This is a genomic window from Klebsiella sp. BIGb0132 (assembly GCF_024810075.1).
GTDB classification, from domain to species: Bacteria; Pseudomonadota; Gammaproteobacteria; order Enterobacterales; family Enterobacteriaceae; genus Klebsiella; species Klebsiella terrigena.
On record NZ_JANUDW010000002.1, the window covers coordinates 284,795 to 308,593 of the forward strand.

38 protein-coding genes are annotated in these 23,799 nt (G+C 48.8%); 22 read left to right on the forward strand and 16 right to left on the reverse strand.

Going from position 1 to position 23,799, the window contains the following annotated elements:
- Window positions 1-2 precede the first annotated feature (2 nt).
- The 7 genes from M2416_RS08180 to M2416_RS08210 all read right to left on the reverse strand — a co-directional run bounded on the left by M2416_RS08180 (window position 3) and on the right by M2416_RS08210 (window position 5,678).
- Window positions 3-311 carry a DUF7740 domain-containing protein gene (locus M2416_RS08180; protein ID WP_178996642.1) on the reverse strand — a complete coding sequence of 103 codons (309 nt, stop codon included), beginning with the start codon at window positions 309-311 and terminating at the stop codon, window positions 3-5.
- On the reverse strand, window positions 308-901 hold the full coding sequence (locus M2416_RS08185; protein ID WP_178996666.1) for an ASCH domain-containing protein: 594 nt from the start codon (window positions 899-901) through the stop codon (window positions 308-310). The genes M2416_RS08180 and M2416_RS08185 overlap by 4 nt, the downstream gene beginning before the upstream one ends.
- Before the next feature lie 43 nt (window positions 902-944).
- A complete protein-coding gene (locus M2416_RS08190) occupies window positions 945-2,033 on the reverse strand; it encodes a RecT family recombinase (protein ID WP_132509869.1) in 1,089 nt (362 codons plus the stop codon).
- Between the two features lie 13 nt (window positions 2,034-2,046).
- Window positions 2,047-4,923, reverse strand: a complete 2,877-nt coding sequence (locus M2416_RS08195; protein ID WP_259223215.1) for a RecE family exodeoxyribonuclease — start codon at window positions 4,921-4,923, stop codon at window positions 2,047-2,049.
- Window positions 4,924-5,060: 137 nt separating this feature from the next.
- On the reverse strand, window positions 5,061-5,219 hold the full coding sequence (locus M2416_RS08200; RefSeq protein ID WP_143716457.1) for a YdaE family protein: 159 nt from the start codon (window positions 5,217-5,219) through the stop codon (window positions 5,061-5,063).
- Between the two features lie 8 nt (window positions 5,220-5,227).
- On the reverse strand, window positions 5,228-5,419 hold the full coding sequence (locus tag M2416_RS08205) for a DUF1482 family protein (protein WP_076946720.1): 192 nt from the start codon (window positions 5,417-5,419) through the stop codon (window positions 5,228-5,230).
- A gap of 115 nt (window positions 5,420-5,534) precedes the next feature.
- Window positions 5,535-5,678 carry a hypothetical protein gene (locus M2416_RS08210; protein WP_178996646.1) on the reverse strand — a complete coding sequence of 48 codons (144 nt, stop codon included), beginning with the start codon at window positions 5,676-5,678 and terminating at the stop codon, window positions 5,535-5,537.
- A 288-nt stretch (window positions 5,679-5,966) separates the two neighbouring features.
- Here M2416_RS08210 and M2416_RS08215 point away from each other — a divergent pair, with 288 nt between their 5' ends.
- Window positions 5,967-6,260: a DUF2622 domain-containing protein gene (locus tag M2416_RS08215; RefSeq protein WP_259223220.1), complete on the forward strand. Its 294-nt coding sequence runs from the start codon at window positions 5,967-5,969 to the stop codon at window positions 6,258-6,260.
- Here M2416_RS08215 and M2416_RS08220 read toward each other — a convergent pair.
- The 4 genes from M2416_RS08220 to M2416_RS08235 all read right to left on the reverse strand — a co-directional run bounded on the left by M2416_RS08220 (window position 6,231) and on the right by M2416_RS08235 (window position 9,219).
- A complete protein-coding gene (locus M2416_RS08220) occupies window positions 6,231-6,554 on the reverse strand; it encodes a hypothetical protein (RefSeq protein ID WP_259223221.1) in 324 nt (107 codons plus the stop codon). The two genes, M2416_RS08215 and M2416_RS08220, sit on opposite strands and share 30 nt — an antisense overlap.
- A gap of 401 nt (window positions 6,555-6,955) precedes the next feature.
- The gene (locus M2416_RS08225; protein ID WP_259223224.1) at window positions 6,956-7,855 is read right to left on the reverse strand and encodes a DUF6414 family protein; all 900 of its coding nucleotides are present in this window, start codon (window positions 7,853-7,855) and stop codon (window positions 6,956-6,958) included.
- Window positions 7,856-8,038: 183 nt separating this feature from the next.
- Window positions 8,039-8,452, reverse strand: coding sequence for a hypothetical protein (locus M2416_RS08230; RefSeq protein ID WP_046881258.1), 414 nt, complete (start codon window positions 8,450-8,452; stop codon window positions 8,039-8,041).
- Window positions 8,453-8,496: 44 nt separating this feature from the next.
- The gene (locus M2416_RS08235; RefSeq protein ID WP_259223226.1) at window positions 8,497-9,219 is read right to left on the reverse strand and encodes an XRE family transcriptional regulator; all 723 of its coding nucleotides are present in this window, start codon (window positions 9,217-9,219) and stop codon (window positions 8,497-8,499) included.
- Window positions 9,220-9,287: 68 nt separating this feature from the next.
- Here M2416_RS08235 and M2416_RS08240 point away from each other — a divergent pair, with 68 nt between their 5' ends.
- From M2416_RS08240 to M2416_RS08270, 7 genes are all read left to right on the forward strand, one after another.
- On the forward strand, window positions 9,288-9,515 hold the full coding sequence (locus M2416_RS08240) for a hypothetical protein (RefSeq protein WP_046881255.1): 228 nt from the start codon (window positions 9,288-9,290) through the stop codon (window positions 9,513-9,515).
- A 32-nt stretch (window positions 9,516-9,547) separates the two neighbouring features.
- Window positions 9,548-10,087: a toxin YdaT domain-containing protein gene (locus M2416_RS08245; RefSeq protein ID WP_259223229.1), complete on the forward strand. Its 540-nt coding sequence runs from the start codon at window positions 9,548-9,550 to the stop codon at window positions 10,085-10,087.
- 128 nt (window positions 10,088-10,215) lie between these two features.
- Window positions 10,216-11,010: a ParB/RepB/Spo0J family partition protein gene (locus M2416_RS08250; RefSeq protein ID WP_259223230.1), complete on the forward strand. Its 795-nt coding sequence runs from the start codon at window positions 10,216-10,218 to the stop codon at window positions 11,008-11,010.
- A 17-nt stretch (window positions 11,011-11,027) separates the two neighbouring features.
- Window positions 11,028-11,909 (forward strand): hypothetical protein, encoded by an 882-nt coding sequence (locus M2416_RS08255; protein WP_259223231.1) that lies wholly within the window; start codon window positions 11,028-11,030, stop codon window positions 11,907-11,909.
- Window positions 11,910-11,911: 2 nt separating this feature from the next.
- On the forward strand, window positions 11,912-12,661 hold the full coding sequence (locus M2416_RS08260; RefSeq protein WP_259223233.1) for an ATP-binding protein: 750 nt from the start codon (window positions 11,912-11,914) through the stop codon (window positions 12,659-12,661).
- 7 nt (window positions 12,662-12,668) lie between these two features.
- Window positions 12,669-12,935, forward strand: coding sequence for a DUF977 family protein (locus M2416_RS08265; RefSeq protein WP_132509886.1), 267 nt, complete (start codon window positions 12,669-12,671; stop codon window positions 12,933-12,935).
- A gap of 85 nt (window positions 12,936-13,020) precedes the next feature.
- Window positions 13,021-13,611, forward strand: a complete 591-nt coding sequence (locus tag M2416_RS08270; RefSeq protein ID WP_227697866.1) for a hypothetical protein — start codon at window positions 13,021-13,023, stop codon at window positions 13,609-13,611.
- A gap of 181 nt (window positions 13,612-13,792) precedes the next feature.
- Here M2416_RS08270 and arsH read toward each other — a convergent pair whose 3' ends face one another.
- Entirely contained in the window at window positions 13,793-14,491 is a 699-nt protein-coding gene (gene arsH / locus M2416_RS08275) for an arsenical resistance protein ArsH (RefSeq protein ID WP_123552177.1), read from the reverse strand.
- An 86-nt stretch (window positions 14,492-14,577) separates the two neighbouring features.
- Here arsH and M2416_RS08280 point away from each other — a divergent pair, with 86 nt between their 5' ends.
- The 9 genes from M2416_RS08280 to M2416_RS08320 all read left to right on the forward strand — a co-directional run bounded on the left by M2416_RS08280 (window position 14,578) and on the right by M2416_RS08320 (window position 19,194).
- Window positions 14,578-14,898, forward strand: coding sequence for a metalloregulator ArsR/SmtB family transcription factor (locus M2416_RS08280; protein ID WP_259223240.1), 321 nt, complete (start codon window positions 14,578-14,580; stop codon window positions 14,896-14,898).
- A gap of 45 nt (window positions 14,899-14,943) precedes the next feature.
- A complete protein-coding gene (locus tag M2416_RS08285; protein ID WP_115192521.1) occupies window positions 14,944-16,233 on the forward strand; it encodes an arsenic transporter in 1,290 nt (429 codons plus the stop codon).
- Between the two features lie 12 nt (window positions 16,234-16,245).
- Window positions 16,246-16,671 (forward strand): glutaredoxin-dependent arsenate reductase, encoded by a 426-nt coding sequence (gene arsC / locus M2416_RS08290; RefSeq protein WP_076946774.1) that lies wholly within the window; start codon window positions 16,246-16,248, stop codon window positions 16,669-16,671.
- A gap of 370 nt (window positions 16,672-17,041) precedes the next feature.
- Window positions 17,042-17,275 (forward strand): DinI-like family protein, encoded by a 234-nt coding sequence (locus tag M2416_RS08295; protein ID WP_178996659.1) that lies wholly within the window; start codon window positions 17,042-17,044, stop codon window positions 17,273-17,275.
- Between the two features lie 110 nt (window positions 17,276-17,385).
- Complete coding sequence (locus tag M2416_RS08300; protein WP_227503250.1) at window positions 17,386-17,634, forward strand: hypothetical protein; 249 nt, start codon at window positions 17,386-17,388, stop codon at window positions 17,632-17,634.
- Window positions 17,635-17,669: 35 nt separating this feature from the next.
- Window positions 17,670-18,266 (forward strand): DUF1367 family protein, encoded by a 597-nt coding sequence (locus M2416_RS08305; protein WP_259223249.1) that lies wholly within the window; start codon window positions 17,670-17,672, stop codon window positions 18,264-18,266.
- Entirely contained in the window at window positions 18,266-18,472 is a 207-nt protein-coding gene (locus tag M2416_RS08310) for a hypothetical protein (protein ID WP_237373411.1), read from the forward strand. Before M2416_RS08305 ends, M2416_RS08310 begins: the two co-directional genes overlap by 1 nt.
- A gap of 2 nt (window positions 18,473-18,474) precedes the next feature.
- Window positions 18,475-18,771: a DUF1364 domain-containing protein gene (locus tag M2416_RS08315; protein ID WP_134526404.1), complete on the forward strand. Its 297-nt coding sequence runs from the start codon at window positions 18,475-18,477 to the stop codon at window positions 18,769-18,771.
- 81 nt (window positions 18,772-18,852) lie between these two features.
- Window positions 18,853-19,194, forward strand: a complete 342-nt coding sequence (locus M2416_RS08320) for an antiterminator Q family protein (protein WP_134526399.1) — start codon at window positions 18,853-18,855, stop codon at window positions 19,192-19,194.
- Window positions 19,195-19,242: 48 nt separating this feature from the next.
- Here the strand turns inward: M2416_RS08320 and M2416_RS08325 are convergent, their stop codons facing one another.
- Entirely contained in the window at window positions 19,243-19,728 is a 486-nt protein-coding gene (locus M2416_RS08325) for a hypothetical protein (protein ID WP_134526396.1), read from the reverse strand.
- Between the two features lie 26 nt (window positions 19,729-19,754).
- Window positions 19,755-20,414: a hypothetical protein gene (locus M2416_RS08330; protein ID WP_259223261.1), complete on the reverse strand. Its 660-nt coding sequence runs from the start codon at window positions 20,412-20,414 to the stop codon at window positions 19,755-19,757.
- Window positions 20,415-20,924: 510 nt separating this feature from the next.
- Here M2416_RS08330 and M2416_RS08335 point away from each other — a divergent pair.
- The 5 genes from M2416_RS08335 to M2416_RS08355 are packed head-to-tail and all read left to right on the forward strand — an operon-like array spanning window position 20,925 to window position 22,559.
- Window positions 20,925-21,245: a hypothetical protein gene (locus tag M2416_RS08335; protein ID WP_063267069.1), complete on the forward strand. Its 321-nt coding sequence runs from the start codon at window positions 20,925-20,927 to the stop codon at window positions 21,243-21,245.
- The gene (locus tag M2416_RS08340) at window positions 21,229-21,753 is read left to right on the forward strand and encodes a lysozyme (RefSeq protein WP_259223264.1); all 525 of its coding nucleotides are present in this window, start codon (window positions 21,229-21,231) and stop codon (window positions 21,751-21,753) included. The genes M2416_RS08335 and M2416_RS08340 overlap by 17 nt, the downstream gene beginning before the upstream one ends.
- Complete coding sequence (locus tag M2416_RS08345; protein WP_259223265.1) at window positions 21,750-22,139, forward strand: DUF2570 domain-containing protein; 390 nt, start codon at window positions 21,750-21,752, stop codon at window positions 22,137-22,139. Before M2416_RS08340 ends, M2416_RS08345 begins: the two co-directional genes overlap by 4 nt.
- Window positions 22,024-22,302, forward strand: a complete 279-nt coding sequence (gene lysC, locus M2416_RS08350; protein WP_218029265.1) for an Rz1-like lysis system protein LysC — start codon at window positions 22,024-22,026, stop codon at window positions 22,300-22,302. The genes M2416_RS08345 and lysC overlap by 116 nt, the downstream gene beginning before the upstream one ends.
- A gap of 32 nt (window positions 22,303-22,334) precedes the next feature.
- A complete protein-coding gene (locus tag M2416_RS08355) occupies window positions 22,335-22,559 on the forward strand; it encodes a hypothetical protein (protein WP_259223270.1) in 225 nt (74 codons plus the stop codon).
- Window positions 22,560-22,709: 150 nt separating this feature from the next.
- On the opposite strand, the gene M2416_RS26970 is transcribed toward M2416_RS08355, so the two are convergent.
- Complete coding sequence (locus tag M2416_RS26970) at window positions 22,710-22,913, reverse strand: YnfU family zinc-binding protein (RefSeq protein WP_367946732.1); 204 nt, start codon at window positions 22,911-22,913, stop codon at window positions 22,710-22,712.
- A 594-nt stretch (window positions 22,914-23,507) separates the two neighbouring features.
- Entirely contained in the window at window positions 23,508-23,681 is a 174-nt protein-coding gene (locus M2416_RS08365; RefSeq protein WP_167691608.1) for a YodC family protein, read from the reverse strand.
- Window positions 23,682-23,799 lie beyond the last annotated feature (118 nt).

Consider the following 23,799-nt stretch of genomic DNA (forward strand, 5'->3'; position numbering starts at 1 on the left):
CCTCACACAAAGACGTCAACGGGATCGCCGGCGGCGCGAGCGTTGTCGTTCGCCTCTCGCCGCAGGCCGAGCACATAACCAACCGGATCCCAGCTGGACAGAATCGCGTTGAGCTCCTTCTGGCTATGCCAGGTCGTCAGACGTTTCTTCAATTCAGTGGCGCAGGCGCGCACATTCGCCCGGGTGGGGCCGGCCATCTTCATACAGAGGCAGAAGGTCAGCAGCAGATCGGAATACTCATCAGCTGCAACGCGTAATGCTGCGGGGTCAATGCTGGCTTCGAGTTCGGGTAATCGATGTTTGAGGCTCATGCGGCACCGCCTTCAACGCGTTTGAACTCAATGACCCAAACCCATGGATTGGCCTGCCAGCTTTCGGCGCCGTATATGGACAGCCATAAATCTCTATACGCGACCTCGGGACGGCAATCTCCTCGCCCGAAAGGGCCGTAATAGATAATTCCATCGTCGTTGTACCTCTCCAGTCCCTCGGCTATAGCGTCGCTCTCGCTAATGCTGTTCAACCGTTCAACGCGCACATCGGTAATTTCCAGCGTGATGCGGCTGGCCCAGCGCGGCATGTGAATTGCAGGTGTCCATCGCCCATCAAGAGGCTGGCCGTTGGCCGTGGCGCGATAGTCAGGGGAATAGCTACCATCCTCAGCATCGATGCTTTCGGGCGTCCATGTCTCCCGCACCCAAATACGATGACCCGGCTTACCAAATGCGCTATTCAAATAGTTTCCCGCCGCCAGCTCTCCAGCCAGTTCATTGCCAGCCAGCTCGCACCCAAGGGTTTTATCATGTACCGGGAGTCCCACTGGGCGGCGTGTCTGCGTCTTGCGGCCAGCAAGCAGAGCCCTCACCATCTCAGCGTTAAAAATCATTCCGCGTTCAGTAATTTTCGTCATATCGTTACCGGGAGGGCGAACCCTCCCGCCTCCCTTAGCCCACGTATTCCGGTTTCATGTCGTCCAGAGTGATGCGGAACTGGTCATACAGTTCATCACCGAGATGGCGTTTCGCGGCGGCGAGTGTGCCTTCCGCTTTAGCAAATAACTCTTCCGCCTCCGGTTCGCCGGGGTTAGGAACGGAATTAATCGCGGCTTCAACCTTGTTACGAGCATCGACCAGGTAGTAGCGCTTCACTGCCTTATTTTTCAATTCAGTGAACAGAGCAGTACCAAGCAAGGTTTTCTGTGACTCGATATCTGCACGGATAGCTTTGGCCTGATCAACGGAGCTTGCTGCATCAATACGATCGCGTATTTCGTCGGCAGCAGTATCAACGTTAGTTCCCGACTCCTGCGCACTGGCCGTAGCACCTACCGTGCTGGTGATCTCATTCAGCGTGATTTTTTCAGCCTGAGTGGGGTTTATTACCTTCTCTTCGCGCTCGTCAATTTCGTCGGCGGTATAGACCCCGAGGATCACATCTGGGCAGTACAGTCGCGCCCAACGTTTAACGGCGAGATAGGCCAGTTGCTGGCGGGGGTCAGTCGCCCACAGAGTAGAATTGCGGACTTGTGCCTGCGAAAGCATCAGGACAAGCTCGCGAGGTTCTGATTCTCCTTTGAGGGTTGCCCAGGCGCGAACGCCCACGCCAGCTTCATCTTTCAAATTCCAGCCCGGAGCGATGTACTTCTTGTTCTGGCTGCTTGTCTTCTCGACGAAGCGTCCGACGATATTTTCCCATGCGCCAAACCATTCAAAGTGAATACGGTCTTTTGTCGGAGCCATGGTGTTGATCACTGCATTAACTAGTTGCGCTTCATAACCAAGCACACCGGAGTTACCAACGATGAAAGTCTTTTGCGCTACAGCGAAAGGATCCATTCCCCAGCGCGCAGCCTGCATAACGACTGCCATGCAGGAATCAGGCTTGCCGCGGTAATGTTCAGGAACGAAATTACCGCTGTTTGCCATCACCTCAGAGATTTTCAGGAGGCGGTTGAATAATTCGCCATTCGTCAGAATAGAAATGTTGTCGATTTTCTGGGTCTGGTTGTCAGTCGTAGTCATCAAATTGGACATAGTTATTTCCCCCTTAAGCCTGTACGCGCAGCGCTTCGAGACGGCGCACATCAAAATCGTTGAGCTCTTCGGCGTAGTCTTCGGTAATTGGCGCCGGCCACTCGCCTGTGTCGAAACCGTGAGCTATGGCGCGCATCGCTTTGCGATATTCCAGCATGCCGAGTTCCAGCAGCTCTTCTGATGCCTCGATGATGGCGATCCAGTGGTAGTTCTCGTCTTTGTTGACGAAAATCCAGAAGAACTGATCGAGGGCTGCGGTTTCGCAGTACATTGCTGCGCTCAGGTGGTAGTCGCGCTCGATGATTTCCCGGTGCAGTTTGGCGCGCAGGCCTTCCTGTTTGATATTCCACATGCTGATGGTCTTCAGGTCTGCACCAATGCGCAGGCCTCCCATGTCGATCTCAAGGTCAGGGCGCACGCGGATTTCCAGGCCAGTCTCTTCATCAATACCGAAATAGCTCACCTCGACGGCGCGGCTCGGGTGTGTCAGCAACTTGCCGGCGGTCGGATGATTCAACAGTGCTTTCTGAATGGCCAGCGCAGTGCTTAGCTGCTGACGGGTAACCAGCACTTTTCCTTCCGGGTTCTCGCGCCAGGCATCCAGCAATTCGTCGGCGAATACCGCATCAGCATTAACGGATTTCACAATCTGAATGAGATCCGTTTTGGTGCCGGAGACTTTCAGCGGCTGCGGCTTCTGGGTTTCCTGTGCGACCAGGTCAGGATTAATGATTGCCAGCTGTTCCAGCAATGCGTCGCGGCTGCCGCTGGTTTTAACCGGCGCGGGCAGGGTGGCGTTGTATTCTTTGATGCAGGCCTTCATTGCCGTAGCAGTATGCTTAGTCCCATTCTCGATGCGCTGGAACTCTTCCGGTAGTTGCTCATATGACGCATAGGATTCGTCAACGGATGCCCCAAGCGGGAACGGCGCGGGCAGGGTGGCGTTATGTGCATCCAGCAATGCTTTGATATCGTCACTGCTCAACAGTGCCGGCAGGGTAGCGTTGTACTCATCGATAAAAGAGCGGATCGTCGCGGTGGTAGTGAACGCACCTTCAGGGATTTCGGGCTCGACGCTGAACTCTTTGTCCATGTCGTCAGGCTGCAGCGCCAGTGCATGCACAAGGTTGCCCATATCCAATACCGGAGAGCGCACTTTCTGAATGGTTTTGGATACGTGGCGTGCATCGAAATACATCAGGGATACTCGAGCATCCTTGACCATCGTGGAGCTGGTAGCGTTGGCTGCGTGATAAACCTCGTTCGGCAGACCTTCATAGCGCCCTGGCTCGAAGTATTCCGGCCACTCCACCTTTAACTCTTCGGCGGTCGCGCTGAGTTCAGGCTGTGCTTCCGCCGGGGTTACGGCATCTGTTTGCGCAGCAGCTGCATCAGCGCTTTCGCCTGCTGATATCGCATTTTCAACTTCGACTTTGACCGGCTGAGCCGCTTCCATCTGCACATTGCTGGTGGCCTCTTCTTTAGCGTTTGTTGGGACAGGAGTGTCCATCAGGCCTTCGATGGAGAACACGCCAGCGCCGAGATTGGCGACTTGCGGTTGTTCTGCTTTCGCCAGCTCTGCTGAGACCACATTTGGATCCGTCGGGTGGCTAACGACCTCGCCAAACTCACCGTGTTCTGTGGTCGTCTGTTTATCAACATCATCGAAGGTCTTTGTATCTGCGCTTGAATGGGCGGACCCTCGGGGGGCATCATTCCATTCCGGATAACCTTTAGAGGGTTCACCATTTTCATAGATGCCATTTTCGGTAAACCAGTTGCGAACCATCGCCCGCAGTTCTGAGGTATCTTCCTCACTGTTCCATTTAATGGCTCGGGTGACACCGAAAATGCTGTGAGCGTCGTAGTCGAGAATGTCGGTGGTTTTGCCGAGGATCTTCAGCGCTTTTACGTGAATATCCTCTTTCCGGTCTACCAGGTCCTTCGCTCCAATGAGCTGGGGGCGGCTAATTTTTCCCGGTTCGGCATCGGGATAAAGTTGAGCAATGGCGATCTCAATGCCAAGATTCGCCATGCTCTGAGTTACAGCACGTTTGTAGCGTGGGGATTCAGTAGTGGTTTGTGTCTCTTGCTTTTGAACCCTTGAAATACGATTCCCGCCAGCCCACTCTTTGACCAAAATGCCGCGGTCAATATGCGGGGTTTCTATCCAGACTTTCAGGAAATTAAGCAACAAGCCGAGCTCAGTCCGCTTATCTTCGGGAAAGACCTTTTTAACAGCGTCGGTTAATTTCCAGAGATTGGCTGTCGTGAGTTCGTCGATCTCAGGAATGCTTCGTGTCGCCAGCAACAGATTCTGGATGTAGTGGTTGTCAGTATCCATTTCCAGCGCGCCGATTTGGATACGCTGCCTCTGAGTGACATGGTGAGCAACAGCGTTGCTAATGAACTGAGAGATAATGAGTTGTGGTCTGCGAAGTTTCACGACCGGATAAAGTGTATTTTGATCGTCGTCTTCAGTGATATCGGCATTACCGGCGCTGGACTGACCAATCAGAATTTCACCTGTCGACGTGTCGACACCATCCACGATGACAGCCCCGTTGTCCTGGCTCTCTTCTTCCTGGTGGAATTCGTCGGCAGGAACTGCGCCCGCCTTCAACTGCCAGGTGCGCTGGTCGTCTGCGAGTTCGTAACGGTTGCACCATCCGAAATCGAGCACGCCTTCAGCCGGCAGGTCGTTAAATACCGGGAAATCGGTGCGGATCGGCTTATTGTAGTCATGACCACGGCCCGTTTCGATTCCCGCATCTTCCAGGTCTACTTCGAGCTGCAGGTTAGCGCGAGCTTCAGATTTCGCGGTGCGCCAGATAACGCCGTCTGGCTTACCTGATTTTTGAGTGGCCCTTATCAGATTAAAAAATTCCATGTCGTTGCCTCGATTTTGGATGTTAGAATCCACGGGCCATTGATAGCGCCCATTGTGTGTTCATTGGTTTTTGGTAATTTCCGGTGGAACTTTGGTCGGTGTCACCGGACGTACAGCCCGCTTCGGCGGGTTTTACGTTATGCCTCGTTGGCCATCTGGTCGTACTGACCGCACTTCTTAGAGCAATACGTTCTTTCTCGTGGCGCCAGCTGCGAGCCGTGAATGATGAGGATGGTCATGTTTACTTCAGTGCCTTCCTCGATCGGCATGCGGCAGTACGCGCATTTCTTTTGCATCGTGCCTCCTACATTTGCGCCGTAAATGCGGCGGGGTGCTCTTCTAAAACGCCCTTCAACGGGTAACACTCGCCCTGAATTCCTTGTTCAACAGCTGCCTTCTTACACTCCAGCTCGCTGTCGTAAACGCCGAGCAAAACATCCTGATTTCCGCCTGTTAACATGCCGACGGTGAGCATCAGCGCGAACATCGTGCTCATGACGGATCACCTTTTTGCGCGAACAGCGCAACCAGACGGCAGAAAAGGTGGCAGAAAAAAGAGCCTGTTTTTGCGATCAGATAACAAACCCTGCGAGCAAAAGCCTCGCTTTGCGTCAGGCGAACAGCCTGCTGACGAGCGGGCTGGCGAGCATAATCAACCATGAAATTACCCCTACCATTGGTTTGTAAGTGGCGGCCCAAAACAGAAGGCCGACGATTACCGAAATGACCAGAGAGCGAATGCCGTTTTTACTCATTTCAGCTCCAGCCTTAACGCGGCTAACGTTGCGTGCTGACTAACCATTAATCAGGCTTTGCAATGCGGCGCCGGGTGCCTCCCGGTGACGGTAGCCAGTTAACAACTACTGCCGACAGCTTCTTTTCCACCCCACCCGGGAAACAAGGCGGTACTGCTTTTGCTTTAACTGAGCCGCGTGCGCATAGCCGCATTCACCGCATTGCAAAGCCTGTAGTTGCCTGTCTTTTCACCACTTCAGGCTCGGTGGTATGCTGGAGTTCTCACACAGCCAGCAAGGAAAACCAAAATGACAAGATTTATCGTTCGCATCGAACTCAGAGATTCAAAGCCTGCAGATTACGAAGAACTGCATACAAAAATGGCTGAGAAGCATTTCTATAAATTTGCCAAATTTCCCGGTAACGACAACTTTCTGCGCCTTCCTGATGCTGAATATCATTTTTATAGCTCTGAAGGCCTGGACAACCCCATTTCTATAGGCTTTCTCGCTAGGTCAATTGCGGAGCAAGTCAGAGTTAACCCAAAGGTTGTTGTTGTTGAGATTCAAGACCTATTTCAGTTGGGTCTCGACGAACTTTAATTCAGCAAGAAAGCGATCATTTGTTTCCTTACCTTTTGGGGAGCGCTCCAGCTCACTCATAACTTTGCGGAGATGAGGAAATAGGCCATACAGCTTGAACTGTTTAGCTTCTTCTTCGCCCTGATATTCTTCGCAATAAAGCTCAATAAACGCTTCTCTTACCTGGCGGGCCTGGTCTTTCGCAGGCTCGTTTTTCACTGCCCCTTCCGCGAAACCTGACACGAAACAGATTTTATCTGCCAGACACTGCGCTGCGATTTCCTGCACCTTTAGGGGGAGATTTTTGAATTCCATGGGTCACCTCGTTTAGTTAGCCCTTATCGCCGGGTAGCGGAACGTTTAAACCTACTGCGCGTTGTGTTTCGCGATGAAGTGATGATGTACTATAAGTTCATTATTGTAAAGTACCAAAAGTACATTGTGTCGATATGGAAAGTTCATAAACACATAACAACATGAACTTTAAAGGGATTTATTTTTCCCGTTGAACCCGATGTGCTCAAAAAAACGCCAAAAAGCTATTGCCATGGGTTTAGGAATGGATATGGAACGAGATGAGCTATCTGGAAGATTGCGCAGCGTTAATCGTTAGCGAGATTGAAAGGGCAATACTATGTAATAGATAATGTAATGAAAAACGGAAACAAGACTAGATATTTGTAATAAATATCCCGGCTACATAGCCGGGATATGGTCTAAAGTTCATGATACATCGCTATTGGCTCAATAAAATACTCATGCGAGTCTGGTGCGCAAAAAGTCGATTCGAGATCGAATAAGGCATCATTCATATTCCATGCAGCACTTCTGATGCCATCTATGATACGTTCTTCTCTATCATCCATTTCTGGTGATTTTGGGGGTCTGGTGATAATTCCTACAACACTGAATTCAGATGCGGAGCGTCGAGAATGCAGTTTAACAAACATTTCAGGGGATATCTTTAAAAATTCTCTAATCAGAAATGATGTGAATTTTACATTGTGTAACTTTTGAGAGATCTCAATCTCAGTACCATATGCATAGTCTAAAACTAAAGATAATTTTTCAAAAAATTTTTTCTTTGTATCTGAAACCAAGTCATCAAGCTCTTTCATTAACTCAGATTGTTTTTGTTTAATAAGAGTATATTCAGATGATTTTGGTTTCAACTCCTTAAGTAATTGTGCTAATGAGTCTATATCGTCTGTTTTGTGTACATAGTTGATTGCGTAACTTATTTCTGCAAAACGCTTTGATGTGTCTTTAAGTTTTTCATAATCATTAAACTGAATTTGACATTTAACTTTCACGAAAGAACTAGGGTTTATATTTTCGAATGGAATTGAGGTGTTTATATCTGTAATTATTCCTCTGCTATAAAGCTCTTTCTCGAACTTTAAGTAATGATAATCATGTGGGTTGATTATGGTAGATAGTTTTTGAGTATCACTGCTTTCGCTTGATTTATGCTGTGCTTTAACTTCAATAGCATCGGAGTTGGATAAAGTTGACTCTTTATGTTGCAATGCCGATTGAGTTATACCCTCAAATAATTGAGAACTAAGAGAGTAAACCTTTTCATAATCAATGTAAATTATATTTTTTAGAGACATTTTTATTTCCATTTAACGAAACTTGAAATCTTCTTTTTTGTCGTTGAAGCTCTTTTTATTTTCTTCTCTTAATTTTTCGAATCGATTGATGGTTTTATTAAGATTCCTCTTTGAAATAATGGCGATAATAATCGGTATTACAATTGTTAATAAAAACATAATAATTGTAGATGATTGCATTGCTCACCCCTCCACACAGTTTTTATTCATTATAGCGCATTTGACAGAATTCTGCCCAACATACAAAGATATTAGGCAGGCTATTATAACGAATGTCTTTGTTGTGGCTGGGTTTAATGTGTTTGCTGAAATTAAACTTATTATATAGATGATAGAAAAGATCACTACAAAAACTAATGAGAATGTTGTGTTTATAATTAAGATGTTTTCAGTTTTTATATTTTGTTGCCCAATACCAAAATAAATACTTGATATTTGTATAGCAAATCCAAAGCCAACGAGTTCAGTTATATTAAATAACTCAAGGTTGTTATCTGTTAAAAAATAAGCGATTAGCCTTATGAAAATAGGAATGGCACCCACTACAACTGTGCCACACCACCACTTAAAATAATCGCTATGAATACTTTCAGTCATGACATATTGACTCCGTAAGCTATTTAAACATTCGTGAATATATATCAGCCATGCTTCCTGTATGTCTGCGGCATACTGCCGATTACTTTGCCGAAGACAAAAATTTTGTTCATCTCTTCCTTCTCAATCGGCTCCCACGGTCGATAAGTAGGGTTATCGGAGATAACCAGAAGTTTGTCTTTCATCTTCTGCAGGCGCTTTACATGCGATGTATCGTCATAGATGAAGGCGTAAATGCCGTCGCCATCAAACTGCTGAATGCTGATATCGACGAAAAGCAGATCACCAGGCTCTATCGTGCCAGACATACTGTCGCCGCGAACGTTGATGATTCGGACCTGTTCTTGCTTGCGACCGTTAAACATCTGGCGAGCATCTTCAACGGAGTATTCCACGGAGCGCAGTACCTCCACGAACTCACTGTTAATGACTCCGGGCCCCGCACTAACAGAGAAATCGAGAACATTTATACGAAATGTTTCTGTCGATTTCTGCAAGCGCCCCTCCGAGATCCCATCAGCCTCGCTGTCACCTAATAGGTAAGTTGAAGTTGTGCCAATACTCGCAGCAAGCTCTTGCAGCTTCCCGCGCCTTGGAATTGATTCCCCGTTAAACCATTTGCTTACGGCCTTTGGTGTCAACTTCATCTTTTTGGCTATCTCAGCCTGACGACCATGAACCGGTAAACCAGCTTTATCGCAGGCCAGCGCTAGCCTATGGGAAAAGTCTTTTCGCGCTTTTTCTTCCTGAACCATAGATTCAATCATAATATCTCTTGCGTGAACTATCAGTTCCGATATAGTGTGTACTCAAAGTACAAATTGAGGGTTAAAAAATGCAACCAACAAGCCTTGGCGAAATCATCAAGCTGATTCGCGTACCAGTTGTGGCCAAAGCATGCGAGCGAACTCCGCGAGCAATTTACAAATGGATTAATAGCGGATGTTTGCCTCGTACTGATTACACCGGCGAGACGGCTTATGCATCGAAAATTGCTGAAGTCTCTGGAGGTCGCTTTACCACCACCCAGATTCTTGAAATCAGTAAGCCAAAAGTGGCCTAAAGGGCCGTTCTAATTACGAAAGGGAAAGCAACATGCAATCACTTACGTTTAACCAGGATACAGCGTTTCCCGCTAACCCATTGATAAATTGTTATCAGCCAGCGCAAAGCGTATTACCTGGGAAGGTTCGAGAAGCCGTTCGCGCCTGGGCTGCAGCTGAAGGTCAGGATGCTGTTTCGACATACATCATCGATGAGTGGCGCCAGCAGGGCGGGGATGAAATTGAATTTCCCGCTGACATCAGCCGCGCCCGCCAGAAGCTTTTCCGTTACCTGGATAACGAGGTCGATTCGGAAAAGTATCGCGCGAATGTGCGTCTTCTGACGCCAGCCATCATGGCCGTTCTTCCGCTGGAATACCGCCACCGTCTATTGCCTGAAGACAGTTTTATGTCCCGTCTGGCTCGTCTGGAAAAAGAAACCAGCGAAGCAAAGGTGGCTGTTGCTATGGGAGCTCCGCACCACCAAAAACTGAAAGAACTGAGTGAGGGTATTGTCGAGATGTTCCGGGTTGATCCGGAGTTGACGGCGCCACTGATGGCAATCGTTACTTCAATGCTGGGAGCTCTGTAATGGCAGGTATCAAAAAGGCGAAAGCCGCGGTGCGGTAACACCTACGGCTTTCTATGCGAATTAACTGGATCAATTCACAGGGGCAATTATGAACACGAAATATACCAATATCAATAATGGGGGCGCCAATGGCTAAAAATTCAATCGACGCTTACGGTGCCAGCGGCAAAAGTAACGTGCTTTTTTTCGATCCGGAAAATCTGCATTTGGTAACCGATGTATCACACCCGCTATATGACGAGCGCGTACACCTGCCGCTGAGTGAATCGGTGATCCTCAACATTATGGAACTCGGTGTAATCGAACCCATTATCGTGTGGAAGGACCCTGAGTCCGGAAGAACGTGCGTGGTGGCAGGGCGGCAGCGCGTGAAGAACGCCACAGAAGCAAATACCAGGCGTAAGCGGGAAGGGCTGGAGCCCTGGCCGATACCGGGTATTGCTAAACGCGGGTCAGCAATTCAAATGGCCAAATACATGGTCAGTGAAAACGAGATAACGCAGCCAGATACGCCACTGGGCCGGGCAAAAAAAATGGTTCAGCAGATGGAGTACGGGCATGACGAAAGTGATGTTGCTCTGCTTTTCGGCTGCAGCGTTAAAACTGTCCAGGCTACCGTGGCGCTCCTGGATGCAACGCAGGCTGTTCAAACTGCTGTTGAGTCCGGGAAAGTTACGGTCACACAAGCTCGCCAGCTCGTCGATATGCCTCCGGAAAAACAGCGTGAGACAGTCAAGCAGTTAGAGGCGGCAGCAGAGGGGGTAACCGGTCATGAGAAAGCCCGTCGGCAGCGCCAGGTTCTCGGTGACACAAAGCCGCGTCTCAAATCCCGTAAGGAAATCACCCAGGCACTTCAAACCGCAAGCGGCGAATTCGCCGCGGCTTTGCTGTGGGTGCTTGGTGATGAAAACACACCAGTTTAAGCAACAACGGGGTCTCTATGCGTGATTACGGCAAGGTGCATACATCATTTTGGATTAGCGATGGAATGCGGCGGGTTTCTGATGATGCCCGGCTGCTTGCACTGTACCTGCTCACTGGTCAACACACGAACATGATTGGGTGTTTCCGGCTACCTGATGGGTATGTTTCGGAAGACCTTGCCTGGACTCCTGAAAGGGTTTCGAAAGGGTTTGATGAACTGTCGGCGAACGGTTTCGCAACGCGTGATTCGTCCTCGAAATGGGTTCTGATACGTAACTTTCTGGCCTGGAATTCGGTGGAGAACCCGAACCAGGGGATTGCAGCTCTGCGATTGTTTGATCAGGTACCGGACAAATCCTCGGTTAAGCCAGAGCTGGCGCGGGTCATGGCCTCGGCCATATCCCATATCAGCATCTCGAAACTAAAGGGTTCCGAAAGGGTTCTGCAACCCTTCCTTAACCAGGAACAGGAACAGGAACAGGAACAGGAAGAAGATAGTTCGGGGCATGGCTACGCCACCCCCCCAAGCGATCAGGGTCAGAGCGAAGGCGATAACCCTGAACAGAAAAAAACATACCCGGATGAGTTCGAACTGGTCTGGTCGATTTATCCAAAGCGTGCAGGGGGAAACAGTAAGTCCGATGCGTACAAGGCCTGGCATGCTCGCATCAGAGAGGGAACAGCTGCTGAGGAAATTTACTCAGGCGTGGAGCGCTACGCGGCTTTTGTGAAATTTGAGGGAAACCTGAACACGCAGTACGTGAAACAGGCGAAAACTTTTTTTGGTCCCGGTATGCACTTCAGCGAACCGTGGGCGATTCAGCAGGCGCCAGGCACACGAGATCCCAATCAGATCTCGGAGCCTGACAAAACCATCCCATCGGGATTCAAGGGGTAGCGATGAAAAACATTGTTGGTACCGGCAGCGCGCTGGAGCGCCTGAAACGAATTATTCCGGCGAGTGTGCAACCAAAATTCGGCACAGTCGCAGAATGGCGCTCCTGGCAAGAGTCCGAAGGGCGGAAGCGCTGCAAGGAACTGGAGCAGGAAAACCAGAAGACTCGCGCTGAGAAAATTTTTGGGCGCGCGGGTATTCAGGATCTGCACCGCAGCTGCACGTTCGCAAATTACCAAGTGAACGGCGATGGCCAGCGCCGGGCGTTAACGCTGGCAAAAAGTTACGCGCAGAACTTCGGCGACGGGTTTACCAGTTTTGTATTCAGTGGCAAGCCGGGGACCGGGAAAAATCATCTGGCTGCGGCGATCGGGAATTATCTGCTGCAGCGCGGGCATACCGTTCTGGTGGTCACAATACCTGACCTGATGCTACGGGTTCGGGAATGCTACGACACCGGAAAATCGGAAGCTGAGTTGCTGGACGACCTTTGCCGGGTTGACCTGCTGGTGCTCGACGAAGTGGGCATTCAGCGCGATAGCCGGAATGAGAAAGTCATTCTGAACCAGGTTATCGATCGCCGGCTTTCGTCGATGCGGCCGGTAGGGGTCCTGACCAACCTGAATTACGAATCGCTGGTGGAAACCCTCGGCGCGCGGATCCTCGACCGTCTCCAGATGGATAGCGGTATCTGGGTCAATTTCGACTGGGATAGTCACCGCAAAAATGTGCACCATTTGCGCGTTGTGAAGTGAGGAGATTATGGCTAACAAATCGCGCGAACAACAGCAGGCGAGCGTTCAGAAAATTATCGAACTGACTCTGGCGAGAGGCCGCCTGACGGTGAAAGAGGCCTGCGCCGAACTTCATATGTGTCGTGATTCCGTAGGAAAACATTTTCGTGCTGCGGCGCGTTCCGGAAAAGTCGTCCGCTATGGGCGTCTCGGGTTGTTTCGAGACCAACGAGCAACCATTGATTTTGATCTCAACAGATTTAGTTATCGTAAGAGCTCAGGAGCAGGCAAATGAGCAAACAACGTAAATGGCGCTTTGTCTTTGAAGGAGCTGAGCAGCGGGAAGGCGGTCATTATGTCGATAAGCCAGAGGCCAACAAATGACTAGAAACTTAACTGAAAAACGTATCGCTGAAATTCTCGCTCGCGCAGAAGTTTGCGACGACTCTGTTTTAACAGATTACGCTGATATAGCGTCAGCAATGCGCGAGCTACAGGAACGCCGCAAGGCTGAGCAGGACAGGGACCCACTAGCCTATACCGATGAGCGAAACATAGGCTATATCAACCAGGGTAGAGATACAGCGCATCTGTGGGGCGAGCAGAACTCAGAGCCAGCAGATGTCGCGCTCTACCGCCACGCGCAGCCAGCGCGGGTAGAGACCGAGGATTTATACAAACTCGCTAATCACATAGCCAGCAGCAAAAGCGGGCTGCCTGATGAATGGCTGGACTGGGCCAAGGAACTGGAAACTGATATTCGCCGCGCCGCCGTGCTTCAGGTAGGCAACTCTCTGGTAATTCCGGATTCTATCCGCGACGCTCTGCTCAAATCACTGGCCGCGATGGAATTCATGGGCGATACGCTGAATAACCTCGACGCTGTTTGTACCGAAGATGTTGGATTTGTAGCCCCAGCATTCGACGCGGTTCGTAGTGTGCTCGCAGCCGCCCAGCAGGAGGTGAAATAGTGGATCCTTTACGGGAATATGCCTGTGGTCGCAAAGATGATTATGAGAGAATAACCGAAGTCTTTTAGTGAATATTTATGTGTTGTAACTCAGATCTGAGCTAGCGCTCTTACGATACAGAGCTTAAGCTCAGCTGACAGGCAGCTTTGTGCCATAAGCGGACATTTTGAACTACCTAACGTTATATTTTCTCCTGATTGACGCGTGACGAAAGTTCCTGATGGCTCTCTTTTCGTTCGCTGTAGCGATCGGCAAGGTAACTGCTTTGCCCCTTGAACAGGAGAGTGATTTTAAATAACTCCTCGGCGACATCGACAATGCGGTCATACCAGGACGAAGGTTTCATTCGCCCGTTTTCATCGAATTCCTGCCAGGCTTTAGCGACTGAAGACTGGTTAGGAATAGTGAACATCCTCATCCAGCGGCCAAGAATTCGCATCTGGTTCACCGCATTAAAAGACTGCGAGCCGCCACATACCTGCATTACAGCGAGAGTTTTGCCTTGAGAAGGGCGGACCGCGCCTTCGCTTAACGGGATCCAGTCGATCTGGGCCTTCATCACCGCACTCATTGCCCCATGCCGCTCAGGAGAGCTCCACACCATTCCATCACACCATCTGACCAGTCCGCGCAGCTCTATGACTTTTGGGTGTGTATCCGGAGCATCATCCGGCAGGGGTAAACCTGAAGGATTAAACAGCCTGACTTCCGCCCCCATCGCCGTCAGCAGGCGACCCGCCTCTTCTGCTGCAAAACGACTGTACGAACGCTCTCTTACCGAGCCATACAGAATCAGAATGCGTGGAGATTCATTGAGCTGTAGGTGCTCAGCAATCTTTTTATCGAAACAATCAGCGTTCAGTGCAGGAAAGTGTTCCATTATTTCTCCTCCGGGATATTACGGTGATTTCAAAGCTAATGCATATGGTTTACCATATGTATATTCTGAAGGGAACGGAGTAATCAATGCTACAGCCTGTTCAGCTTTTTAAAATCCTGTCGGATGAAACACGTCTCGCCATTGTCATGCTTCTCCGGGAGTCCGGCGAACTATGCGTATGCGATATATGTGCGGTCACTACTGAGTCACAGCCCAAAATATCTCGCCATATGGCTATTCTGCGTGAAGCAGAGTTAGTGCTTGACCGCCGGGAAGGCAAATGGATTCACTACCGTCTGTCTACCCACATGCCAGCGTGGGCGGCTGAGACGATCACGACGACCTGGCAATGTATGAGAGAAGATGTGGGTGAATGGCTGTCAAAATCAGCCTGTACATCATGCTGAGAATTTTTCATCACATATACATAACCATATGCAAAGGAACCTGAAATGATTTTGGCAGGGAGTATATTTATACTGACGCTGGTCCTGGTCATCTGGCAGCCCAGAGGTCTAAGCATCGGTTGGAGTGCAAGTATCGGAGCAGTGTTGGCGCTGGGAACGGGAGTTATCCACATTCATGATATCCCTGTAGTCTGGAACATCGTCTGGAACGCAACAGCGGCATTCATTGCGGTGATCATCATCAGCCTGCTGCTCGATGAGTCCGGTTTCTTTGAATGGGCCGCGCTGCATGTTTCCAGATGGGGTAACGGGCACGGCCGCCTGCTGTTTACCTGGATAGTACTGCTTGGCGCAGCTGTTGCTGCTCTGTTTGCTAACGACGGTGCCGCGCTGATACTGACGCCAATTGTGATTGCAATGCTGCTCGCACTGGGGTTCAGCCAGGCGACGACGCTGGCCTTTGTTATGGCTGCGGGATTTATTGCCGATACCGCCAGCCTGCCGCTGATAGTTTCCAACCTGGTGAATATTGTCTCGGCGGATTTCTTCGATCTGGGCTTTACGCAGTACGCCTCCGTGATGGTCCCTGTGAACCTTGCGGCCATCGCTGCAACGCTGGCCATGCTCCATCTCTTCTTCCGCCGCGATATTCCGGCCAGATATGACGTTTCACTGCTCAAAACGCCTGCCAGCGCGATTAAAGATCCAGCGACGTTCAGGGCGGGCTGGGTTGTTTTACTGTTCTTGCTGACCGGTTTCTTTGTTCTGGAGCCGCTGGGGATCCCTGTAAGTGCGATAGCAGCAGTTGGGGCTGCGGTGCTTTTCGTGGTAGCAAAGCGTGGTCATGCCATAAATACCGGGAAAGTGCTGCGCGGTGCGCCCTGGCAGATAGTGATTTTCTCGCTGGGTATGTATCTGGTCGTTTACGGCCTGCGTAACGCTGGACTGACTGAGTCTCTTTCAGCCGTACTCAATATGCTGGCAGACAAAGGTTTATGGGCTGCTACGTTCGGTACCGGCTTCCTGACTGCGTTCCTGGCGTCTGTGATGAACAATATGCCGACGGTACTCATTGGCGCATTGTCTATAGACGGGAGCACTGCGTCCGGCATAGCCAGAGAGGCGATGATTTATGCCAATGTGATTGGCTGCGATTTAGGTCCTAAAATCACCCCGATAGGCAGTCTGGCAACCCTGTTATGGCTTCATGTGTTGGCACAGAAAAACATGACCATCACCTGGGGGTATTACTTCCGCACGGGCATAATCATGACTCTGCCCGTGCTGTTTGTCACTCTGGCCGCGCTGGCGTTACGGCTCTCCGTCACTTTGTAATGAGATACAGATATGAGCAACATTACCATCTATCACAATCCGGCCTGTGGGACCTCACGTAACACGCTGGAGATGATCCGTAACAGCGGTAACGAACCAACCATTATTTATTATCTCGATACTCCCCCGACTCGTGATGAACTTATCAAACTGATTTCAGATATGGGTATTGGAGTACGTGCATTGCTGCGTAAGAACGTCGAACCCTATGAACAGTTGGGTCTTGATGAAGAGAAATTTAGTGATGAGCAGTTGATTGATTTCATGCTTCAACACCCGATCCTGATTAATCGGCCGGTAGTCGTTACGCCGCTTGGCACTCGTCTTTGCCGCCCTTCAGAAATAGTGTTGGATATTCTACCGGAAGGTCAGAAAGGAGTGTTTACCAAAGAGGATGGCGAGAAAGTCATTGACGAAATGGGGAAACGGGTTAAGTAATCTGCCCACTTCAAAATATCGGACGCCTGTTAATGCTTTGCGGGCGTCCGCTTTTCGCTCTCAGGAGACCTACAGCGTCACGTGTTTGTCTGCTGTGTGCCAGGAGCGGACTTTACTCTCTTACATTTTACGGAATGTGAGTGCGCTACAAATGTGGATCAAGGCTCCAGATACCACGAGCCAGTGACGCGTACTACTTCGATACGTCCGGCCGTAACAAAAAATAAACCTTGTCAATTCAACCCGCTACGGCGGGTTTTTTTATGCAACTACTGATAGAAAAGTTAACAATTCGTTCTCTTAAGATATTGAACATTTATCGGCATGGGTGTACTGTTTATTTATACAGTATATCGATGTCGAGGTTACTATGAGAATTGAAATCACAATCGACCGCAAGAAGGTGTTGCCAGATGGTGCTGAGCCTGCCCTTGAAGCTGAACTGCTGCGGCGGTTCAGCCAGAAGTATGATGGCTGCAAATTATCAATTCGCCGCGCAGGGGCTGACGGATTGAGTGTTTTGGGTGGTATTGACGGCGATAAAGAAACGATTGAAGAAATCCTGCAGGAAACGTGGGAAAGCGCCGACGACTGGTTTTACTGATTCACTTTTTATGGTGGCGGGCATTTCCCAAAGTGTCGCAGTAAGCGTTGCCCTTTTTGGCTGCTACCATGCTTTTTAAATGCGTCTGCATGCCGCTCTGGGGGGGTAATGTGAGTAATGGTTTAGAGGTTCCAGATGATCATTCCTGGTATGATGTTGTCAGGAGATCAGATGGAGCTATTCTTTTTAGCTTCCCCTCCGCAGGAAGACATTTAATTTACAGGGCGAATGGAGTGGTTTCTATGCGTCCACTGCTGCCCGACGAAGAAATCTTTACGCTCAATGGATTTATGAGGTTTGCTGAACGTCTTGGCTACCGCATTATCACACCTTCTGATAATATGAAATCAACGGTCTGAACAGCCGTTAACCTACTGCGCCACGGAGAGAAACCATGGCGCAATTGCACTTAATAAAGCAGTCACAAGGCATACTGATCCCTGCAACGCAGGAGACCAGCGAATTTCTGCAATCAAAATGCAGGCTCGGCGCCGTCCTGGAAGCCGACTATAAACTCGTCCGCAACCCGGCGTTTCATCGCCGCTACTTTGCTTTACTCAATCTCGGCTTTGACTACTGGGAACCTACCGGCGGAGCGATCTCATCCAATGAGCGCAAGCTTGTGTATGGCTACGCCAGTTTTCTAGCCGCCTATGGCAGTAACGAATCCTCCCTCCTTGATGCCGCAGAACAATACCTCGATCGCGTAGCCGAGAAACGCGCCGGTAGCATCAGCATCTGTAAATCATTTGACGCCTATCGGACGTGGGTCATTGTCGAGGCAGGGCATTATGACGCCATACAACTGCCGGACGGAACGCTAAAAAAACATCCCCGTAGCATTTCTTTCTCCAGCATGGACGACACCGAATTCCATGAATTGTACAAGGCGTCGTTGGATGTTCTCTGGCGCTGGATACTCTCCCGTTCATTCAACAGCCAGATAGAAGTCGAGAACGCCGCAAACCAGTTACTGAGCTTCGCGGGGTGATGACTATGAAGAAATCATGGTTCGCACATACCGAATGCACAACAGCCCAGGCAGACGAGCTGGTGGCTAAATACCGGCAGCGGGGGATCAAGGTTGAACGCAGTTTAAACCCAGACTTTCTAACCTGGACCGTAAGCGCGCAGCTGGTGGAGGACAAGAACCCTCCGCGCCCGGATTCCCGCTGGCGTAATCGGATGTGGGAGTGATTATGGCAAACCTTCGCAAAGCGGCTCGTGGCCGCGAATGTACCGTTCGGATCCCCGGTTATTGCAACGGCAACCCGGAAACCAGTGTTCTCGCGCATTACCGTCTGGCGGGGACGTGTGGTACCGGGTGCAAACCCGATGACACCCAAGCGGCAATAGCCTGCTGCGGGTGTCATGACCTGATCGACGGCAGAAAAAAAACCACCGATTACACCCACGATGAATTACGCCTGATGCATGCAGAAGGTGTGCTCAGGACTTTGGCCATATGGAAAAAAGAGGGGCTACTGAAAGCATGAAACTCGAAGCATCACTCAAACACTTCAGCCCCCAGGGCATGCAGATTAGCGAAAGCATGAATAAAACAGGAGTACAGAACAATGCGTGATATGTATGAAGTATTAGACTGCTGGGGCGCATGGGCTGCTGCTGACGGTAACGGTGTTGACTGGCAGCCAATAGCTGCGGGATTTAAAGGCCTGCTTCCTCATGGGAAAAAATCGCGCCTGCAGTGCGATGATGATGAAGGGATCATGATTGATGGATGTGTATCTCGGTTGCGTAAGTATAAGCCTGAAGAGTATGAGTTGATTATTGCTCACTTTATAATTGGCATCTCACTACGTACCATTGCGAAGAAACGAAAGTGTTCTGATGGTACCATCCGGAAGGAATTGCAGACGGCAATGGGGTTTGTTGACGGCGTACTACATATGCTTTGATATACATAACCAAAATATACCATAAGAGAAGTAAGCTGAAGGTTTAGCTTACTTCTTATTAAATTCTCTCTTCTCTTTAAATAGTTCTTTTATTTTAAGTGGAATGAAAGTTGACTGTATAAATGAGAAGCATGTCAGGAAGGCAATTGAGTGTCCAATCACGGATTTTATATTCGATAATATTGTTGAGGTGTTTGTTTTATCTTTTGTTATTAAATAAAAGATAAAGATTAATGCCAATGTAAGTATGTAAAGTAAAAAGAGAGCATAGTATTTGTTAAAACGCATCAAGAATCTTTTTTCTTGATTAGCAGCATCCAACGCACTCATGTTGCTAAGTAATGTTGAGTTTTCACCGGACATAGTAATAACTAAAAGTAAAAAGCCAGACAGAATTGAAAATACGTTAGCTACAAGATTCAAAGCATCAGTATTGTTAGTCAAGCTACCCGTTAGGAAAACAGAGAAGCTTAAGGAGGCTATGATGTTTAGTGCTGATACAATCAGCCCTGTTGTGTTTATGTTTTTTAGCATCTTAGCCTCCATTTAATTTACTATCATTATAGCTCTTTTGTTACAAAATCCTCTAGGATTTCTTTTGCATATTTAGCATTTATAGACTTAGAACCATATGGGACTGTAAAGTATGTTCTGGTAAGCTTCAGATCGTCGCTATAAAATTTATCACCTTTTTTCGTTTCAATGTAAAAATCTCTATCAAGATCATTAACCCAGTTTGCGGTATCGTTTTCTATGGATTGAGCTAATTCGGCATTTCCTTTGGCATCGATAGTTAAGTGTCCAGATATTCCCTTAGCTCTGATTTTTGGCTCTTTATTAAAGATTGATTCTATCAACCCAGGAGCCTTAACGAAATCCGATTCTTCTACGTCAATGTTAAGATGAAGAGCCTTTAATTTGTCGTCTTTAATTTTTTGGATGACATTATTTTTCAAAATAGATGTTGGAGTTACTGATATGCCAAATCCCTTAAGGATTTTTGCAATTTTAACTTCGCACCAATTAGTTGAGATCTGCATTAATGATGCAATTCGGTTGTCCTTAATCATTAAGAATGCATGAAGGTCATCGAGGTTTTCTACATCAAGCAGATCGCTTGCTGCTTTTTTTAGCGGGGTGATTGAAACTTGCGCTTTCGGATTGTAAAGGGCTAGGTGAAGATAGTGGAGATTGTTGCTAGTTTCAAATGCCTTCAGCATGAGGTGTTTCTCTGTACTGATCTTGATAACCGCGTCGACTTTAAAGGCTGTAGACTTTGCGATTTGGTCAAAGAGAATATCAGTGGATGTTGTGTTTACTTTGAAACCCCTGACTAAACATTTTTTTGTCAGTCCATCTTTCTTAGAGTTAGAGAAATTCATAAATGACCTTAGGTTAGAATCAGTACGGGAGAATTGTAATAAATTGCTAACGCGTACGCAAAAACTATCGTAATCTGTTAGGAGTGGTCACTTCGACACACCGCCTAATCATCGAAACCCTGCCACCCGTCGGGATTTTTGCTTTTCTGGGGCTCGCATCTGCGGGCCTTTTCTATTCTGGTCGCCAGAACGTCACTCACTCTGTGTTTTGTCGTAAATCCATCTGGCGGCCATTCCATGCATAAGGCTAACGGGGAAAGAACTGGGGCAGCCAAGCTTCCAGCCCCGTGAAGCCTGACCCTTTCCTGACTACAGACAGCACCCGCTAACTACGCGAGGTGAGAGACCATGAAAATGAATAACCAGAACGAGAATATCGTTACCCATTTCTTTGCGTGGCTGGCTGCTGTTGCCTCGATGCTGGGGATTACTACCCAGGACATGGTTTATATCCTCTTTGGTTTTATCGGCGTGGTGATTTCTCTCGCGTCGTTTGTGCTGGGTCGAATGGATGCGAGGAAAGAGCGCAGCGAAGACAGTAAACGCACGCAACTGCTAGCTGATTATCTCCATGGCGCGCAGCAGAAGCCCGTACATGAGAGGCCCTCATCGGCGGAAGTCATTACCGAATCAATGAACAGGATAAACAACGATGGCGCAACTGACTAAGAGAGCCGGTACTGCCGGTGCGGTTTGTTCTGTCGGCGCGATTATCGCAATTGTGCTGAATGCCGGTAACGTGCGGACCAATGAGCGAGGCCTCGAGCTGATTGGTAATGCTGAAGGCTGTCGGCGTGATCCGTATGTTTGCCCGGCTGCCGTGCTGACTGATGGCATCGGAAATACCCACGGTGTTAAGGTCGGCGTTCGCAAAACCGACAAACAGATCGCCGCTGACTGGGAGCGAAATATCCTTGAGGCTGAGCGCTGCGTTAACACCTACAGTAATGGCCGCCGGCTAAGCGACAACACGTTTTCAGCTGTCACCTCGATAACCTTTAATGCCGGCTGCGCCAATATGCAGAAATCAACGCTGTTTGCGCTGCTGGGAAAAGGTCAGGTGACGCAGGCATGTAACCAGTTCCCTCGCTGGGTATACGGCGGCGGGAAAGTCCTCCCCGGCCTGGTGACCCGTCGAGCAGCAGAAAAACAGCTCTGTCTGGACGGTGTGAAATGAGCCGCTTAACCGCCATTATCAGCGCAGTAATTATCTGCCTGATCGTTTGTCTTGGGTGGTTGGCGATGCATTACCACAGCGCCGCTGCGGAGCAGGAAACCCGAGCTAAAACCGCAGAGCAACAGGTAAACACAGCGCAGGACATCACCTCAAACGTCCTGACCACCATGAGCATATTCAATTCCATCGCAGAGGCTAACCAGCATGCTAAAGAGCAGATCGTACTGGACGCATCGGGAGCCTCGGCTGACATCCGAGTTTCTGTTGCGAATGATGATTGCGCTCCCCGTGATATTCCTGTTAGCGCAGTTAAGCGGTTGCAGCAATACAAAGACCGTTTACGTCAAGGTGCCGGTGGTGCCACTACCGGCCAGCCTGACAGCTGAAACGCCATATCCCGACATCCCCGACAAAATGACGTGGGGCCAAAGCCTGGATTTGAACGTCAGCCTGCTGTCGGCGCTGGGCCATTGCAACCTTGATAAAGCCGACATCAGGAAGGCGGAAAAAGAAAGAGCAGCGCAAGCCGTTAACCCCACTAAGGGATAACAAACCAGCAATACCTACTCAAGGATAAAGCCATGTCAGTACGTGCAAAATTTCAATGTAACAGCATCAATAAATCGCCGGATAACTCTTCGGCTGTTGTCCACCTTATCGCGGTAACGACTGGCAGCACGGAGAACGAAACCTGGTCGAAGTATACCCCCAGCGGTCAACTTCAAATGGTCATCTCTAACCCTGCAGCAGCAGAACAGTTTGAGCAGGGTAAAGAGTATTTCATCGATATCATCCCGGCTGAGTAGGGCATTACAGAGCCACCTTGCGAGTTGGCTCGATAATGTTCTCCACAACGTATAGAGAGTGCCGGTTTAAATCTTGAAAGTGGACAGTAGTTTCGTTTACCTGAACTGAAGCCTAAGTGCCGATCAAGCTTCAGGAGAACAGTTAATCAGTTACTTAATAGGTTTACTTTCAGAGGGAAGGAAAATGTTTCCGCAGTAGGGACAGATTAACGTTACATCATTTTTTATTCTCGATAGTGTGTATGTTGACTGGCGAGAGCAGTGAGGGCAGGTGCTTTTTAAAGGTCTGAGTGTACGTATCTTGTCTTTGAGCGTCGACATGGAGTTTATCCTTAGTGAGTGATTGCTAACCATACACTATAGGACAGGGGATAGCTCACTTTATAACCTTCCTTGCCCTGTGGTTACTTGCTTTTTGTGCGAGGGATATGGCAACAAATGACTAAAGCTAATTTTGGAAGAGGAAAGGTTGTTACCGAGACCCTGGCGCGGTTTGATGCTAAGCAAAACGGCTGATGGCATTACAACAGGCTTTCACTGAGTGTCTGTGATAATGTCCGAATTACATCAGGGGCAGTTACATATTCTCATGTGATGAAGTGTAAGAGCTATGGAAGGTCAGATTTTCGGATTTTTGGGGTAAATATGATTATTCACAGCAACATCGAGGCTTACTTATTGCTTTTACTCAGCATGTGGCCAGTTTTGATAGTTCTGTGTGCCGGGATGTCATTTGCATTTTTCGGTGTGTTAATGAGGAAAACAGCAATCACGTTTATCATCATTGCAATTGTTGTTGGTGTGTTGGGCTGGTTCTATACATGACTGAGCCAGTAAGGTTTGAAAAATATACAAAGACCAAGGTCGCGGATGCGGCCTTTTTTATTGGCATTACAGAAGCCATTCCGAAGAGTGGCTTCGATAATGTAGCATTAAGATTACTGATTCTCAGTAATCAGACTTGGCGAGAGAGGTTCCGCTGAAAAAACCAGATTTCCGTTCATCTTTAACGAACCATTCGCAATAATATTGACCTCTTTCATCATCAAAGTAGCTTACGGTCATCAGTGGTCCACCAGACTTTAGTTGGACAACAGTGCCATCTTCCAATTTTTCAGACATTTAGTCCTCCATATCAAAATAATGCATGATCATAACTTACAAATTAGTGTTTCGCCGTCACTAGCATCCCATTGATTTGCATAACCAATATGTACTGACAACTTCATAAAGGCTAGGG

Excerpts from the sequence above, each read along its gene's own strand:
- M2416_RS08180 (WP_178996642.1), bottom strand. The coding sequence starts at position 311 with ATGAGCCTCAAACATCGATTACCCGAACTCGAAGCCAGCATTGACCCC.
- M2416_RS08190 (WP_132509869.1), bottom strand. The coding sequence starts at position 2,033 with ATGTCCAATTTGATGACTACGACTGACAACCAGACCCAGAAAATCGAC.
- M2416_RS08195 (WP_259223215.1), bottom strand. The coding sequence starts at position 4,923 with ATGGAATTTTTTAATCTGATAAGGGCCACTCAAAAATCAGGTAAGCCA.
- M2416_RS08200 (WP_143716457.1), bottom strand. The coding sequence starts at position 5,219 with ATGCAAAAGAAATGCGCGTACTGCCGCATGCCGATCGAGGAAGGCACT.
- M2416_RS08205 (WP_076946720.1), bottom strand. The coding sequence starts at position 5,419 with ATGAGCACGATGTTCGCGCTGATGCTCACCGTCGGCATGTTAACAGGC.
- M2416_RS08210 (WP_178996646.1), bottom strand. The coding sequence starts at position 5,678 with ATGAGTAAAAACGGCATTCGCTCTCTGGTCATTTCGGTAATCGTCGGC.
- M2416_RS08215 (WP_259223220.1), top strand. The coding sequence starts at position 5,967 with ATGACAAGATTTATCGTTCGCATCGAACTCAGAGATTCAAAGCCTGCA.
- M2416_RS08220 (WP_259223221.1), bottom strand. The coding sequence starts at position 6,554 with ATGGAATTCAAAAATCTCCCCCTAAAGGTGCAGGAAATCGCAGCGCAG.
- M2416_RS08225 (WP_259223224.1), bottom strand. The coding sequence starts at position 7,855 with ATGTCTCTAAAAAATATAATTTACATTGATTATGAAAAGGTTTACTCT.
- M2416_RS08230 (WP_046881258.1), bottom strand. The coding sequence starts at position 8,452 with ATGACTGAAAGTATTCATAGCGATTATTTTAAGTGGTGGTGTGGCACA.
- M2416_RS08235 (WP_259223226.1), bottom strand. The coding sequence starts at position 9,219 with ATGATTGAATCTATGGTTCAGGAAGAAAAAGCGCGAAAAGACTTTTCC.
- M2416_RS08240 (WP_046881255.1), top strand. The coding sequence starts at position 9,288 with ATGCAACCAACAAGCCTTGGCGAAATCATCAAGCTGATTCGCGTACCA.
- M2416_RS08245 (WP_259223229.1), top strand. The coding sequence starts at position 9,548 with ATGCAATCACTTACGTTTAACCAGGATACAGCGTTTCCCGCTAACCCA.
- M2416_RS08250 (WP_259223230.1), top strand. The coding sequence starts at position 10,216 with ATGGCTAAAAATTCAATCGACGCTTACGGTGCCAGCGGCAAAAGTAAC.
- M2416_RS08255 (WP_259223231.1), top strand. The coding sequence starts at position 11,028 with ATGCGTGATTACGGCAAGGTGCATACATCATTTTGGATTAGCGATGGA.
- M2416_RS08260 (WP_259223233.1), top strand. The coding sequence starts at position 11,912 with ATGAAAAACATTGTTGGTACCGGCAGCGCGCTGGAGCGCCTGAAACGA.
- M2416_RS08265 (WP_132509886.1), top strand. The coding sequence starts at position 12,669 with ATGGCTAACAAATCGCGCGAACAACAGCAGGCGAGCGTTCAGAAAATT.
- M2416_RS08270 (WP_227697866.1), top strand. The coding sequence starts at position 13,021 with ATGACTAGAAACTTAACTGAAAAACGTATCGCTGAAATTCTCGCTCGC.
- arsH (WP_123552177.1), bottom strand. The coding sequence starts at position 14,491 with ATGGAACACTTTCCTGCACTGAACGCTGATTGTTTCGATAAAAAGATT.
- M2416_RS08280 (WP_259223240.1), top strand. The coding sequence starts at position 14,578 with ATGCTACAGCCTGTTCAGCTTTTTAAAATCCTGTCGGATGAAACACGT.
- M2416_RS08285 (WP_115192521.1), top strand. The coding sequence starts at position 14,944 with ATGATTTTGGCAGGGAGTATATTTATACTGACGCTGGTCCTGGTCATC.
- arsC (WP_076946774.1), top strand. The coding sequence starts at position 16,246 with ATGAGCAACATTACCATCTATCACAATCCGGCCTGTGGGACCTCACGT.
- M2416_RS08295 (WP_178996659.1), top strand. The coding sequence starts at position 17,042 with ATGAGAATTGAAATCACAATCGACCGCAAGAAGGTGTTGCCAGATGGT.
- M2416_RS08305 (WP_259223249.1), top strand. The coding sequence starts at position 17,670 with ATGGCGCAATTGCACTTAATAAAGCAGTCACAAGGCATACTGATCCCT.
- M2416_RS08310 (WP_237373411.1), top strand. The coding sequence starts at position 18,266 with ATGACTATGAAGAAATCATGGTTCGCACATACCGAATGCACAACAGCC.
- M2416_RS08315 (WP_134526404.1), top strand. The coding sequence starts at position 18,475 with ATGGCAAACCTTCGCAAAGCGGCTCGTGGCCGCGAATGTACCGTTCGG.
- M2416_RS08320 (WP_134526399.1), top strand. The coding sequence starts at position 18,853 with ATGCGTGATATGTATGAAGTATTAGACTGCTGGGGCGCATGGGCTGCT.
- M2416_RS08325 (WP_134526396.1), bottom strand. The coding sequence starts at position 19,728 with ATGCTAAAAAACATAAACACAACAGGGCTGATTGTATCAGCACTAAAC.
- M2416_RS08330 (WP_259223261.1), bottom strand. The coding sequence starts at position 20,414 with ATGCTGAAGGCATTTGAAACTAGCAACAATCTCCACTATCTTCACCTA.
- M2416_RS08335 (WP_063267069.1), top strand. The coding sequence starts at position 20,925 with ATGAAAATGAATAACCAGAACGAGAATATCGTTACCCATTTCTTTGCG.
- M2416_RS08340 (WP_259223264.1), top strand. The coding sequence starts at position 21,229 with ATGGCGCAACTGACTAAGAGAGCCGGTACTGCCGGTGCGGTTTGTTCT.
- M2416_RS08345 (WP_259223265.1), top strand. The coding sequence starts at position 21,750 with ATGAGCCGCTTAACCGCCATTATCAGCGCAGTAATTATCTGCCTGATC.
- lysC (WP_218029265.1), top strand. The coding sequence starts at position 22,024 with ATGATGATTGCGCTCCCCGTGATATTCCTGTTAGCGCAGTTAAGCGGT.
- M2416_RS08355 (WP_259223270.1), top strand. The coding sequence starts at position 22,335 with ATGTCAGTACGTGCAAAATTTCAATGTAACAGCATCAATAAATCGCCG.
- M2416_RS26970 (WP_367946732.1), bottom strand. The coding sequence starts at position 22,913 with ATGGTTAGCAATCACTCACTAAGGATAAACTCCATGTCGACGCTCAAA.
- M2416_RS08365 (WP_167691608.1), bottom strand. The coding sequence starts at position 23,681 with ATGTCTGAAAAATTGGAAGATGGCACTGTTGTCCAACTAAAGTCTGGT.